This window comes from Clostridium sp. MCC328 (assembly GCF_018785465.1).
GTDB lineage: Bacteria > Bacillota > Clostridia > Lachnospirales > Lachnospiraceae > Pilosibacter > Pilosibacter fragilis.
The window spans coordinates 1-12,263 of the sequence record NZ_WQPW01000016.1; the positions used below are offsets into that span (position 1 = coordinate 1).

The 12,263-nt window shown below is 43.5% G+C and carries 14 protein-coding genes and 3 tRNA genes; 11 read left to right on the plus strand and 6 right to left on the minus strand.

From position 1 onward, the window contains the following. The first annotated feature begins 120 nt into the window (after window positions 1-120). The 3 genes from GPK83_RS02740 to GPK83_RS02750 all read left to right on the plus strand — a co-directional run bounded on the left by GPK83_RS02740 (window position 121) and on the right by GPK83_RS02750 (window position 434). A tRNA-Asn gene (locus GPK83_RS02740) sits at window positions 121-193 on the plus strand. An 85-nt stretch (window positions 194-278) separates the two neighbouring features. After that, window positions 279-350: transfer RNA gene (locus tag GPK83_RS02745), tRNA-Glu, on the plus strand. A 13-nt stretch (window positions 351-363) separates the two neighbouring features. Next, a tRNA-Cys gene (locus tag GPK83_RS02750) sits at window positions 364-434 on the plus strand. Window positions 435-812: 378 nt separating this feature from the next. Here GPK83_RS02750 and GPK83_RS02755 read toward each other — a convergent pair. Then, complete coding sequence (locus GPK83_RS02755) at window positions 813-1,457, minus strand: site-specific integrase (protein WP_345941762.1); 645 nt, start codon at window positions 1,455-1,457, stop codon at window positions 813-815. Between the two features lie 1,118 nt (window positions 1,458-2,575). Then, a complete protein-coding gene (locus tag GPK83_RS02760) occupies window positions 2,576-2,800 on the minus strand; it encodes a hypothetical protein (RefSeq protein ID WP_117515968.1) in 225 nt (74 codons plus the stop codon). A gap of 595 nt (window positions 2,801-3,395) precedes the next feature. On the opposite strand from GPK83_RS02760, the gene GPK83_RS02765 reads away from it, so the two are divergent. The 3 genes from GPK83_RS02765 to GPK83_RS02775 all read left to right on the plus strand — a co-directional run bounded on the left by GPK83_RS02765 (window position 3,396) and on the right by GPK83_RS02775 (window position 5,874). Further along, the gene (locus GPK83_RS02765; protein WP_015552228.1) at window positions 3,396-3,674 is read left to right on the plus strand and encodes a type II toxin-antitoxin system RelE/ParE family toxin; all 279 of its coding nucleotides are present in this window, start codon (window positions 3,396-3,398) and stop codon (window positions 3,672-3,674) included. A 14-nt stretch (window positions 3,675-3,688) separates the two neighbouring features. Beyond that, on the plus strand, window positions 3,689-4,003 hold the full coding sequence (locus GPK83_RS02770) for a HigA family addiction module antitoxin (protein ID WP_015552229.1): 315 nt from the start codon (window positions 3,689-3,691) through the stop codon (window positions 4,001-4,003). Window positions 4,004-4,842: 839 nt separating this feature from the next. Then, window positions 4,843-5,874, plus strand: coding sequence for a 3-deoxy-7-phosphoheptulonate synthase (locus GPK83_RS02775; RefSeq protein WP_015552230.1), 1,032 nt, complete (start codon window positions 4,843-4,845; stop codon window positions 5,872-5,874). 147 nt (window positions 5,875-6,021) lie between these two features. Here GPK83_RS02775 and GPK83_RS02780 read toward each other — a convergent pair whose 3' ends face one another. From GPK83_RS02780 to GPK83_RS02795, 4 genes are all read right to left on the minus strand, one after another. After that, a complete protein-coding gene (locus GPK83_RS02780) occupies window positions 6,022-6,918 on the minus strand; it encodes a DNA glycosylase (protein WP_215703953.1) in 897 nt (298 codons plus the stop codon). An 18-nt stretch (window positions 6,919-6,936) separates the two neighbouring features. Then, window positions 6,937-7,221, minus strand: coding sequence for a helix-turn-helix transcriptional regulator (locus GPK83_RS02785; RefSeq protein WP_015552232.1), 285 nt, complete (start codon window positions 7,219-7,221; stop codon window positions 6,937-6,939). 279 nt (window positions 7,222-7,500) lie between these two features. Continuing rightward, on the minus strand, window positions 7,501-7,893 hold the full coding sequence (locus tag GPK83_RS02790; protein ID WP_117470492.1) for a thioesterase family protein: 393 nt from the start codon (window positions 7,891-7,893) through the stop codon (window positions 7,501-7,503). Between the two features lie 314 nt (window positions 7,894-8,207). Then, window positions 8,208-8,447, minus strand: a complete 240-nt coding sequence (locus GPK83_RS02795) for a hypothetical protein (protein ID WP_242994064.1) — start codon at window positions 8,445-8,447, stop codon at window positions 8,208-8,210. Between the two features lie 313 nt (window positions 8,448-8,760). On the opposite strand from GPK83_RS02795, the gene GPK83_RS02800 reads away from it, so the two are divergent. The 5 genes from GPK83_RS02800 to GPK83_RS02820 all read left to right on the plus strand — a co-directional run bounded on the left by GPK83_RS02800 (window position 8,761) and on the right by GPK83_RS02820 (window position 12,147). After that, window positions 8,761-9,390, plus strand: a complete 630-nt coding sequence (locus GPK83_RS02800) for a lactate utilization protein (protein WP_117552472.1) — start codon at window positions 8,761-8,763, stop codon at window positions 9,388-9,390. A gap of 23 nt (window positions 9,391-9,413) precedes the next feature. After that, window positions 9,414-9,803 (plus strand): zinc ribbon domain-containing protein, encoded by a 390-nt coding sequence (locus GPK83_RS02805; RefSeq protein ID WP_117552473.1) that lies wholly within the window; start codon window positions 9,414-9,416, stop codon window positions 9,801-9,803. A gap of 3 nt (window positions 9,804-9,806) precedes the next feature. Next, complete coding sequence (locus GPK83_RS02810) at window positions 9,807-10,502, plus strand: MBL fold metallo-hydrolase (protein ID WP_117470496.1); 696 nt, start codon at window positions 9,807-9,809, stop codon at window positions 10,500-10,502. A 190-nt stretch (window positions 10,503-10,692) separates the two neighbouring features. After that, the gene (locus tag GPK83_RS02815; RefSeq protein WP_215703954.1) at window positions 10,693-11,739 is read left to right on the plus strand and encodes a hypothetical protein; all 1,047 of its coding nucleotides are present in this window, start codon (window positions 10,693-10,695) and stop codon (window positions 11,737-11,739) included. 33 nt (window positions 11,740-11,772) lie between these two features. Next, complete coding sequence (locus GPK83_RS02820; protein ID WP_015552238.1) at window positions 11,773-12,147, plus strand: VOC family protein; 375 nt, start codon at window positions 11,773-11,775, stop codon at window positions 12,145-12,147. Window positions 12,148-12,263 lie beyond the last annotated feature (116 nt).

Sequence of the window (12,263 nt, forward strand, 5' to 3'; positions counted from 1 at the left end):
TAATGTACGGAGCTGACTGTTACTAATCGGTCGAGGGCTTATCCAGGAAGGTCTGGTTGGTTGATGAAACGGTGAAGATGGATTTCAATATGTGGTTTTGAAGGTATGTTCCTTCAGTATTCCTCGATAGCTCAGTCGGTAGAGCACGCGGCTGTTAACCGCGCTGTCGTAGGTTCGAGTCCTACTCGGGGAGCTTTTTTCGTACTATCCGATGAACCTGATGACTGGTAATACTACCCGGTTGACAGAGGCATGTAAATATGGTAGTATATATTTAAGGCCCCATGGTCAAGCGGTTAAGACATCGCCCTTTCACGGCGGTAACACGAGTTCGAACCTCGTTGGGGTCATTTAACTAAATATGGCGACATAGCCAAGTGGTAAGGCGTGGGTCTGCAACACCCTGATCACCAGTTCAAATCTGGTTGTCGCCTCTCTTATGAGAGCCTCAGAATCCTTTATTTATAAGGGTTCTGGGGTTTTTGCCTTATAATTTTGATGTTTGCGCGTGTTTGCGGTCTGAAAACAATGTGTTGTATGGGCAGTTATTTATCTATATTCATACAATAAATTGATTTGATCTTGAATATGGCACATTTCCAATGCATTAAAGAGACTATATATCGTTTGCGCAAGCGGGCCTATCAATGGCAATGAATATTATTGATCCGCTCATACATATAAAAAATTTGCGGATCAATAAGATCCTTTGTCTCAGTTATCTCTCGTAAAAAATATTTTGAAGAGTAGTTTTTTGCGCAAACAGCCATTCATAACTCTCTCATTAGGTTAGTAAAATGGTCGCTATACCTTTAACCAAGGATAGCGGCCATTTTATTTGCAGTCTCTTCGTTGGAAGTGATATTGCATAAATAGTGTCGTGTCATGGAAAGCGTCGTATGTCCAAGCAGTTTTTGTAATTCGGTGTCTTCCATACCGTTCTTATACATGATAGATGCTGTCGAGAAACGCAGCTTATGAGAGGAACGGTATTCAATCCCTAATTCGTCACAACATTTTTTCAAATGCCGATTGAAGGTAACGGTTGCCAAAGGGCTGTCGCCACGATAGAAAATAAATTCCTGATCGTCAGGCTGTAACTTCCGGACCTGGCTAAGAATCGCTTTTGTTGCAGGTGTCAGCGGCATAGAGCGAATTCCATCTGCTGTGTTGCCCTTAATGGAATTGATGACACGGTTCTTGTCATCTATAAAGCGCTGTATACGTATGAAATCCCCATCAATGTCGGACCATTTTAATCCCTTTAGTTCTCCGATTCGCAGTACCATGTGAAAATCAAAGAGAATGGCCAGGGAGTAGAAGTCAGTCTCACCGGATAAATGCTCAATGATCCGTAGCCGATCTGCCTCTGTGTAAGGGGTTATTTGCGTATTTACAGGCTTAAAATCGAACTGCTTATAATTAATGCTAACGGAAATTAGCTCAAGCTTCCGGATCTGCCATTCTCAAGGCTGGATGAATCATCTCTATTTGTAGTGAAGTGCCAAGTTAAAAGTTATTCTGGTGAAACCGCTCCATTACAGAACAGGGGCTGTTGCCTAGCAAAAATATTTGTTAATGCAACAGCCCCTATAATATTCATACAAAATCTCTAAAAACAAGAATTATTAGGCTAGTTATTATGACTATGCTCCATACTTTTTGAATATGTTGAAATTTGGTTAGCGTTTGATTATTCCCTTCTATTTTTGCAATTGTTTTTAATTTTAATCCAAACAGTAAAAATATAAGCAAACAACATATCATTAAAATTCTGGTAACCGCAAAAATAGTATCATTTAACATTATAAAGCTATTAAGCAAATATACGCTAACAGATAGCATATAAGCAAAGGATGTTAAAGAAAAAAATATATGCAATTTTTTGTTCATCAGTATTCACCCTCTTATACTTATGACAATTTTGTATAAACAGGTCCCACATTCCATCCCGGAACACCGTCATTAGTAATTCCTTCAAAAAAGTTCATTTATTCATTGGCATCATTCCTTTCACGTTTAAATATTTCAAAATTAGGCGCATCATTTATTGTGTGTAAATTTTATCATAATTATTTTGAATATGCAATATTTGTAAATAAATCATAAAAACGCTGTAAGTTTTTGGCTAAAATGTAAGGGATTATTCATTTTTATATGTGTATGTAGTAATACTATTCGCTTAACTATATTGTTTGTTTTATATCTTTAGCGTTAGGCATAGAGTAAAGGGGGAAAGTTTTCAAATACCTTCAGATCTGAAGTCCAGAATATCCGCATCTCAGAAAATGTTTTTTACAACCGATTTATTTTAAGCAGTTAAAGAAGCCGGATGATTACGTGTAGTCATCCGGCTTTAAATATTGTGGGAATCTTCGCCCGCCTGTATTTCCTCACTAAGTAAAAGCAGATTCCGGTTAATCCGCTCAATTCGTTGCATCTGCTCTGCAACGAACTGTTCTCCCTTTTTTGTATTCCGGATTCTGGTTCTGGATTGTTGCCTGGCATCAGTTAATCCATATCTGACCTCTGACAGTGGAAGATCCTGGTGCAGTAAAATATATGCAAGTGCCGCTCAGAACGGTTCGCTGATATAAAAGCGATATGCCTGATACACGGCCGACTCCAGCTCTCCCAGTTCAGTCTCTATAAGCAACTTACATATATGATCTAATTCCTCATCTGGAATTGCAAAGCGGAATACTATCAATGCCGCTGTTTTTCGGCATTCAACAGGTATGTTTTCCGGAAAATACTCCCGATAGCAACCGATCAGGTCCATTAAAAATTTTTCTTTCATCGTTGATCACCTCATGGCTTTTTTTCTGTTATATAAAGAAATCATACCATAAAAAATTTCATTAACAGGATGCATATCGGGGAGCAAATAAACATGGGAGATTTTCCCCCCCCTGCATGCGGAAAGCACAGCTCTTTCCAGTGCGCGCCTGGGTAACATGCGAATGCACCATTTCCGTAATAATCGCAATACAATGATACCGTACAGAATTCGAATGGCGCGATTATTTTAATTATACGAGAAATTAAATTAAAAAAGGAAACTATTAGGTATACAGAAAAAAACATACATGTTATACTAATGTTAGGCTGCCGTTAGGCAAAAACGACAAAAGTGCTCAAGTAATATGTGAAAAATCCCGGAGGTTGCAACTCCGGGGTTTTTCTATTTTGTGGTTACAGGATGGATTGATCTCCCCGGCCTGAACCAGGCGTGGATGCTGTCCGGGATACTGATGCTCCCAGGAACCTTCCGCACATTCGTTCATCAGATATGCTTATCAAGTAAACGGTAACTGGAAAATTTCTGAATCTTATTTTTTCTGAACTATATTTTCTTATTTGACACCCATAACGTTACACGGTATAATATAAATATGATTAAATCATTTGCACACAAAGGCTTAAGGGAATTTTATGAAAGTGGTTCCAAGAAGGGAATCCAACCAGAGCATGCGCCAAAACTAGGAAGAATGCTTGATCGTCTTGATGCAAGTATAAGTCCACAGGATATGAATTTACCAGGATATCGATTACATCCTCTGAAAGGAGATAAACAGGATATGTGGGCTGTTACTGTTAATGGCAACTGGAGATTAACATTTTATTTTGAAGGACAGGATGCGTATCTCCTAGATTACCAAGATTATCATTAGAAGGAGGAACATGTATGACCAATAGAAAACCAACACATCCGGGAGCTGTCCTCCTGGAAGATGTTATAAAGCCGCTGGGTCTTACCATCACAGAGGCTGCCAAAATGCTTGGGGTCAGTCGAAAGACATTGTCAGAGTTTGTAAATGAAAAAGCAATGCTAAGCCCTGATATGGCAATTCGCATCGCGAAAGCAACGAATACTTCTCCAGAGAGCTGGATGAATATGCAACAGAAATTGACACTATGGGAAGCTGAACAGCATCTTCCAGAAAATGTCATTCCATTTCCATCCGTGCACTCTGAAGAGGCCGCTACATTACAAATGTAATAATAAATGGGGCTGTCGCCTAGCAAAAATATTGCTAATGCGACAGCCTCGTTGTATTTGGTCCATAAAATGGGTTGCAAGTTTTGCTAGAAATATGCCCAGTACAAAATGTCCGCTTAGATATCCGTCTCAAGCAGCACCGTCTAATTGCGCAACATGGCAGGCGGTTTGCCCCTCTGCGTAGGGACTGTGACCCTCCGATTACATAAATTTATATCTTTTTGAGACATTTTTATAAACAACGCACCATTACAATGTACCGGTATATTAAATCAGAAAAAATGAACTTAGAGCCAGAAAAGGTGAGATTTATGTGTTTGCGCACTGTTTGCGCCCGCAAACACAAGCATCAATCGGCATGTAAACTCCTTTCTTTATCTGGGTTTCGAGAGATGACAGGAGGTTCAAATCTGGTTGCCGCCTCTCTTATGAGAGCCTCAGAAGCCTTTGTTTATAAGGATTCTGAGGTTTTTGTTTTACCAGAAAAAGTATGCAAAATATATGCGGGCAAGCGGGACGCAAGCAGATTGAGGAAGGAGCATCGAAAAAAAGGAATATAGAGACATAAGTACTTGAAGTCCTAAAAAAAGTGTACTATAATAATAAATGTCCCGCACTGACATATGTGCAGCGCGGGACATTTTTAGAAATGGACACATCAGCAGTTAAAAGCGATAAAGTGCTTAAAAATAAAATACGTGCTTAAAAGGTGATGATTTGGTTTTGCCAGCATTTGGATATTGAATGATGCAGTCTGGAACAGTTGGTTCGCGGTTCATATTCGATATAGAAAGGCAGGGCTGAATCTACATGAAAATAATATTTTGGGGGAGAAAATTATGTCATTCAATTACAAAAGTTTACTTCCGACACCGGCGCAGATCAAGGCGGAATTTCCGCTGACACCGGAGTGCGTGGAGTTAAAAGCGGCAAGAGATAAAGAGGTTGCGGATGTTATCACGGGAAAGAGCAAAAAGTTCCTCGTGATCATTGGACCGTGCTCCGCGGACCGCGAGGACGCTGTATGTGAGTACATGAGCCGCCTCGCCAAGGTAAATGAGCAGGTTAAGGATAAGCTGGTTATCGTACCGCGTGTATACACAAATAAGCCGCGTACCACAGGCGGCGGATACAAGGGAATGCTTCATCAGCCGGATCCGGAGAAGAAGCCGAATATGTACGAAGGACTTGTAGCGATCCGTAAGCTTCATATGCGCGTGATCGAGGATTATGGATTCACGACAGCCGATGAGATGCTGTATCCGGAAAACTACAGCTACCTTTCCGATGTACTTTCCTATGTCGCGATCGGTGCGCGTTCTGTTGAGAACCAGCAGCACCGCCTTGTATCCAGCGGTATGGACGTTCCGGTTGGAATGAAGAACCCGACCAGCGGCGACCTCGGTGTTATGTTAAATGCCGTTTACGCTGCACAGCATGGTCATGATTTTATCTACCGCACATGGGAAGTTGAGACAAAGGGTAATCCGCTGGCGCACACGATCTTAAGAGGCGCAGTCAGCAAGCACGGTCAGTGCCTGCCGAACTATCATTATGAGGATCTGGAGCTTCTCTACAGCCTGTATCAGGAGCGGGAGCTGTTGAATCCGGCCTGCATTGTTGACGCTAACCACTCCAACTCCAACAAGCGTTACATGGAGCAGATCCGTATCGTGAAGGAAGTTCTTCACAGCCGCCGTCACTCGGAGGAGATCCACAACTTCATCAAGGGCGTTATGGTTGAGAGCTACTTAGAGCCGGGCAGTCAGAAGATCGGCGAGCATATTTACGGAAAATCCATCACGGATCCATGTCTTGGATGGGATGATACGGAGAAGCTGATCTATGACATTGCGGATGAGATCAAATAAGAGATAGAAATTGCCGGTGCCGGCACATGAAATGTGTGCTGGAACGGGAAATAGAGTAAATATTAAGCCATCGGGATGAAAGTGAAAATTATCATTCCGGTGGCTTTTTATAGTCGTGCATCTGGAAGAAGCTGCCGGCAGCAGGTCCTAGACGTTAGCAGTCTGGACTGCTTTTGATGAGAACTCTCTCTCATAAAAGAAGATATACTGCTGCAGTACACCGGCGAACCCCGGATATTTCGAGAAATTTTCTTCGATCAGCGCCTCGCAGAGCCGTGATTCGGGAACATGACTGGTGCAGCGGCTTTTCGGGGCATACTCCCGCAGCAGGATCTTTTTGATCCAGGTGTCCACCGGGAAGGCACCGATATGGTGCAGACCGAAGAGGCAGATGCAGTTGGCAACTTTGACGCCTATTCCGTAGCAGGAGAGAAGAGCTTCCATGGAGTCGGAATAATTCAGTCCCCGCAGACGGTCAAGATCCATCTTTCCGGAGCAGACGTCTTCGCAGGTCCGCTTGATATACTTGGCACGGTAACCGAGTTTTAAGGCGAGGAGATCATCCAGGGAGGCGTGGTTTAACTCTTCAGGAGTTGGAAACGCATAATAATATCCGGAAGACAACTCATACCGCGTTCCATATTTCTCACTCAGCGCCTCCACTAGCGCTCGGATCGCCGGAATTGTCTTTTGCTGTGAGATAATAAAGGTGATGATCATCTCCCAGAGATCCTGGTTCAGGATCCGTATTCCACTGCCGAAAGCCGCCGCTTTTGAAAGATATTCATCCGCAGGGTCAACAGCGCGGATATAAGCACCATAATCCGTCCCAAGATCAAAATAATGATCCCAGAATGCAAACTCGTCATTGGGACAGTGAAAAATCACCTCATCTCTATTCTGATCCACAATAAGAAAATGTCCGCCGCTGATGACCCGGTAAGCCGTCTGTGGATCATTCGGGGCACAGGGAATCATACGGAAACACTGACCGGAGTCGGCGATCTGGCGGAGGTTGAAGTTCTTTAAGTTTTTTGAAATCATAGAGTACCTCCTGGCTGGTCAGCGGGTCTGCCTAGGAACAAAAGAAATTTTTAAAGTCATTCCCATTCCTTCGGCAAGGCGCTGAAGCAGTTTGATGGATGGATTTCGACTTCCGTTTTCCAGACGGCTGATCTCAGTCTGGTTGATTCCTGTTCTTTCGGAAAGTTCTTTTTGCGTCATGTTCTGACTGATTCTGGCATCGATAATTGCCCGGATGATATCCATTTCCGGTTGAATCTCGTCATATGCGGCGGAAAAATCTGGATTTTGCATTTTCTGTTTTTTATATTCCTGAAGTGTCATGCATGTTCCCTCCTCTGAATATAGTTTCTTTTTCTCAAAAGTGCGGTCAATAATTCTTTCTTTGGTGTTTTGTGTGTCTCCTTATATGATATGAGATATATATCAATAAGTCAATAGAATTGTAATTTAGAAATAAAAAAGGTTAATAAATCATGAATCAAAAGATTTGATAAAGATTAAAAGAACCAGATTAAAACGAATTGAACATCAGAAGAATATTTATGAAATAAAAAAGAAAGTTGTCTCCCGCCAAATTTAGAGATGGCGGGAGACAAAAAATTATTCAGCAAGTGCCTTCTTGTTCGCTTTCGCCTGGAACTTTTCGTTCTGGATAATGAAGCGCTCGTGGCGGCCTCCGCCGATCTTTCCTTTGGCGTCGTAAGCGGCAACATCGAATACGAGACGACGTCCGTCTACCTCGACAAGTTCAGTCTCGCACCATACGGTCATTCCAAGCGGTGTCGGTGCGTCGTGTGTTACGTTTAAGAGTGTACCCACAGTACCGCAGCCCTCGTCGAGCTGATCAGCAACGCTCATCCAGGCGGTCTTTTCCATTAAAGCGGTCATAGCCGGTGTCGCGAACACGTCGAGTGTGCCGCTTCCCATTGTTTTTGCGGAGTTTGCGTCAGAGACAACAACCTCCTGTCTTCCTTTTATTCCAGTTTCCAGCATAAGTTTGTCCTCCATGATTAAATGAATACCGTAACTGTTCAGTACCCTCACAGTTACGCGCAAAAATCCATTCTAAATCGGCTGTACCGATATGATTTTTGCCTTCTAGTCTAAGTTTTCTTACGATCAGCGCAGTAAATGCGCAGACCTACTGAATAGTTACTGAATACCACAGTTTACAATACCGGAGATCCTGACAGTGACAGCAAAGATCCGGGATTTAAACCGGGGAAGTGTGATCAGCGCGGCGTTTTCCCGCCTGACACTGACATATAAAGTATAGAATACTCGTACACGAATTGCAAGAAAAAGACTTACTGGTCTGTGATCATTTTTTTCAGATTCTCAAAAAGTTCCAGATCGGATTTGGTCACGCGGATGTTGGAGGCGAGTTCTTTGCCGTCCGGTTCTGTAACCTTAAATTCGATGATCATGTTTTCCTGAATGCCATGTTTGTAGACCGCACGCCAGAAAGCCGGGAATTTCGGGTGGTTTCTTGTAAAGGTCTGCCAGGAGTTTTTGAACTGCAGAAACATCATTGGGTTTATACTCAAAATATTTTCCTCTTTTATAAAATTGTGTTTCAGGTAGTCACGCAGCGGGTCGGATGGACGCCGATGCCACTGTTTGCGCAAGGCACGAACAGTAACATGCTGATGGATTCCAGTATAAAATATTTGAGCAGGAATTGCAAGATATGGGAAGAGTATGCTACAATTAGCACTGAGAAAGTGGTTACTGTATACGGATCGAAATTTTCTGAATTGAAAATTCCGTACAATACAGTGGTAATGGTGAATTTTGTCGATTTGAAATGCGAAGCATCGGAAAAACGATGGTCAGGCAGTTATAAAGGAGAGAGGTACGATGTTGGAGGATGCAAAAAAACGGATGGCAGAAAATGTCATTTGTAATTTGAAAAAAAGAAATATGGAGGGAATCTATTGCCGGGATAAGAAAGAGGCAGTGGAAACGGTACTCTCGCTGATCGAACCCGGTGCTTCCATCGGCTGGGGCGGCTCGGCATCGGTCCGGGAGCTGGGGATTCTGGCTGAATTGGAGAAATCCGGACATGAGATGCGGGATTATCCGATGAAAGATAAAGAGACGATGGGAAATCCTTCATATCTCGGCTCCTGCAGTGCGGACTGTTTCCTTATGGGAACGAATGCGATCACCGTAAAAGGCGAACTGGTCAATATTGACGGTGCGGGAAACCGTGTGGCCTGTCTGATCCATGGACCCAGACAGGTGATCATTGTTGTCGGAATGAATAAGATAGTGCGGAGTATTGAGGATGGGATCGACCGGATCCAGACGCAGGCTTGTCCGATCATTGCAGATGCTACCGGCCGGAAAACGCCATGTGGTGTAAAGGGAGTCTGCATGGATTGTCAGTCCCCGGACTGCATGTGCTGCTCGATTGTTGTCACACGGAGATCCCGATATGACGGACGGATCAAGGTTGTGATCGTTGGGGAAAATTTAGGCTACTAAAATAAGATTACTGGAGGAACCCAATGTTTTTTATTGGCGGAATTACTCAGGGGACAAAAGAGCTGGTTTATAACGCGGCGGCGATGATCTGTGGCCGCTGCGGGAGATATGGACGGTATCAGGTGTTTATGACCTATATGTGCCTGTCCTTTTTCTTTATTCCGATCTTTAAATGGGGACGGAAATATTATGTGAAGACAAGCTGCTGCGGGACTGTCTACCAGCTGAATGAGGAAGTCGGAAAGCGGATCGCCGCGGGAGAGGATGTTTCGATCCGGGAGGAAGATCTGACGCTCGTCTCAGAGGGACATGATGCCCCGGCCTGGGATGTGCCGTTGAAGCGGTGTTCGAACTGCGGTTATGAGACGAAGGAAAACTTTGAATACTGCCCGAAGTGCGGAAAGAGGTTTTAAGACATGAAGATCACATACATTCATCACAGCGCGTTTCTCGTGGAGACGGAGTCGGCGTACCTGCTGTTTGACTATTTCCAGGGGAAGCTGCCGGAGTTTTCGGAGGAAAAACCGCTCTATGTGTTCGCCAGTCACAGACATCCGGATCATTTTTCAAAGGTGATCTTTGAACTGGAGGAGAAACATCCGAAGATCCATTATATTCTGGCATTTGATATCTGGAGCAAGCGGGTTCCGGAATCTTGTAAAGGAAAGACAGAATTTTTAAATCCGGGGCAGATACTGGATGACGGAACGCTGAAGGTCGAGGGATTTAAGTCCACGGATGAGGGCGTCGCGTTCTGGTGCAGTGTGGATGGCCTGGAGATCTACCATGCCGGAGATTTAAACCACTGGTACTGGGATGGGGAAGATCCGCAGTGGAATAAGAATATGACGAAGGCTTACCGGGAGGAGATCGCAAAGATGCATGGCAGGAAGGCGGATATTGCGTTTTTACCGCTGGATCCGAGACTCGGTGAATATTTTTACTTGGGAATCGATGATTTCGTGAAGGAAGTCGACGTGAAACATATTTTCCCGATGCACTTCTGGGGGGAATACGATGTGGCGGAGCGGCTGAAAAAAATGCCGTGTTCGGCGGGATACCGTGACAGGATCGTTGAGATCCATGAAGAGGGAGAAGGCTGGGAAATCTGAGAGGGGGAATAAAATGCAGCTTGCGACCTCAATAAATATCGGAAAAGTGATGGATGAAGAAGCGAAAAGAGAACGGTTTGCTTCCTGGTACATTACATTACCTGGAATTCCTGAGTACGAAAAAGAAATGATAGAGAAGTCATTGAAATATAACGTGTGGAAAGAACTCATAACACTATTCGTTATTTATATGATCTTATCATTGACATGGTTTTTCGGTGCTGGGCTGTATGATCCTTTTCAGAGCATAACGGGCTATAAACTCACAGGAAAAAAGAATGTCATCGCAGTTGTACAGGAAGATGGACAGTCATTGCGTCTGAAAGATCCAAATAAAGGTGAGCATGTACAGTATACACTTGCCGAACTTGGAATGGATCCGGTACAGTATTCTTACGGAAACAGGCTTCAGACATACTGGGAGAAGGAAACGGATGGTGAGTATCATTTCCTTGCCATACTGCCGGAAAAACAGGTATCGAAAATAGAAGGCCTTTATTACGGGGTGATAGGAGTCGGATATTTTACGATTCTTATTGGCGGAATCAGCGTATTTTTCATTCGAAGGAAGCGGTACACGGGATGGTTCCCGCGTTTCTACGATAGGCTGGAAAAGTTTTATTCAGAGCATGCTGTCTGGAGAAAGTACAGTGTTGAAGAGGGATATGACACGATAGATGCCATTATTGCTTACGGAAATAAAAATCAGCCATCCTTTGTAAAAGAATTTTCTTGTACCCGGCTTACAAGAGAGGACGAGAAGAAAAAGAAATCAAAGATAATCGCTGTATGGTTGACGACTATAGCTGGCATGACAGGAATCGTACTGATCATTTCACTGCAGGTGAGTATTGCGTCAGAAATCGAACAAAGGAAAAATGAGGCAAGGACGGCAGCTGTTTTAGAAAAGCTGCAGGCTGCGATCAACGGAAAAAGGTCCGGTTCGGATGATGGATCAGAAGATTACAACTATGCAGATATGATCGACCGGGCGAGAAATACATTTCCGGAAGAAGATGTTTACTACAAGCTTCTGACAACGGAAGAGTACGTTTCGTTAATTGTCACAACAAAGAAAAAACAAAATGTCTGCTTTGACCGGTATGTACCGGTACATGGCTCGATTGGCGAAGAGGGAACAGAGTATAAGCTTGAAATTTCTATGGTATCGGACGCAATCCAGCCGGATGATATTTTACATAATTATACAGGGATTCTTTTGTCCCCGACATCGTAATGTGAAACAAATATAAATTGAGAGGAGAACACCATGAAATTCACATTTGCGCACAACAATTTTAACGTTACAGATCTTGACAAGTCCTTAAAATTCTATGAGGAAGCGCTTGGATTAAAGGAAGTAAGAAGAAAAGAAGCGGCGGACGGGAGCTTTATCCTGGTATACCTCGGAGACGGCGTGACACCGCACCAGTTAGAGCTCACATGGCTCAGGGACTGGGAGAAGGATCACTATGATCTTGGAGACAATGAGTTCCATCTTGCATTCCGGGTAGATGATTTTGAGGCGGCTCACGCAAAGCACAAAGAGATGGGATGCATCTGCTTTGAAAATGAGAAAATGGGGATCTACTTTATCACAGATCCGGATAATTACTGGCTGGAGATCGTGCCGACAAGAAAGTGATAAAAAGGTCCGACGGCCAGACATATGAAAATTCACACATCAGGCAGAGATGAAGGAAAACATTCTTGCTGAAAAGAAAAACAGCAGCCGGTCAGAGATAGGAAACATAGAAACAG

What these genes read in the sequence shown, in the direction of transcription:
- GPK83_RS02770 (WP_015552229.1), top strand. Translation starts at nt 3,689, where the DNA reads ATGACCAATAGAAAACCAACACATCCGGGAGCTGTCCTCCTGGAAGAT.
- GPK83_RS02805 (WP_117552473.1), top strand. Translation starts at nt 9,414, where the DNA reads ATGTTTTTTATTGGCGGAATTACTCAGGGGACAAAAGAGCTGGTTTAT.
- GPK83_RS02815 (WP_215703954.1), top strand. Translation starts at nt 10,693, where the DNA reads ATGATCTTATCATTGACATGGTTTTTCGGTGCTGGGCTGTATGATCCT.
- GPK83_RS02810 (WP_117470496.1), top strand. Translation starts at nt 9,807, where the DNA reads ATGAAGATCACATACATTCATCACAGCGCGTTTCTCGTGGAGACGGAG.
- GPK83_RS02800 (WP_117552472.1), top strand. Translation starts at nt 8,761, where the DNA reads ATGTTGGAGGATGCAAAAAAACGGATGGCAGAAAATGTCATTTGTAAT.
- GPK83_RS02820 (WP_015552238.1), top strand. Translation starts at nt 11,773, where the DNA reads ATGAAATTCACATTTGCGCACAACAATTTTAACGTTACAGATCTTGAC.
- GPK83_RS02785 (WP_015552232.1), bottom strand. Translation starts at nt 7,221, where the DNA reads ATGACACTTCAGGAATATAAAAAACAGAAAATGCAAAATCCAGATTTT.
- GPK83_RS02780 (WP_215703953.1), bottom strand. Translation starts at nt 6,918, where the DNA reads ATGATTTCAAAAAACTTAAAGAACTTCAACCTCCGCCAGATCGCCGAC.
- GPK83_RS02765 (WP_015552228.1), top strand. Translation starts at nt 3,396, where the DNA reads ATGATTAAATCATTTGCACACAAAGGCTTAAGGGAATTTTATGAAAGT.
- GPK83_RS02790 (WP_117470492.1), bottom strand. Translation starts at nt 7,893, where the DNA reads ATGCTGGAAACTGGAATAAAAGGAAGACAGGAGGTTGTTGTCTCTGAC.
- GPK83_RS02775 (WP_015552230.1), top strand. Translation starts at nt 4,843, where the DNA reads ATGTCATTCAATTACAAAAGTTTACTTCCGACACCGGCGCAGATCAAG.
- GPK83_RS02760 (WP_117515968.1), bottom strand. Translation starts at nt 2,800, where the DNA reads ATGAAAGAAAAATTTTTAATGGACCTGATCGGTTGCTATCGGGAGTAT.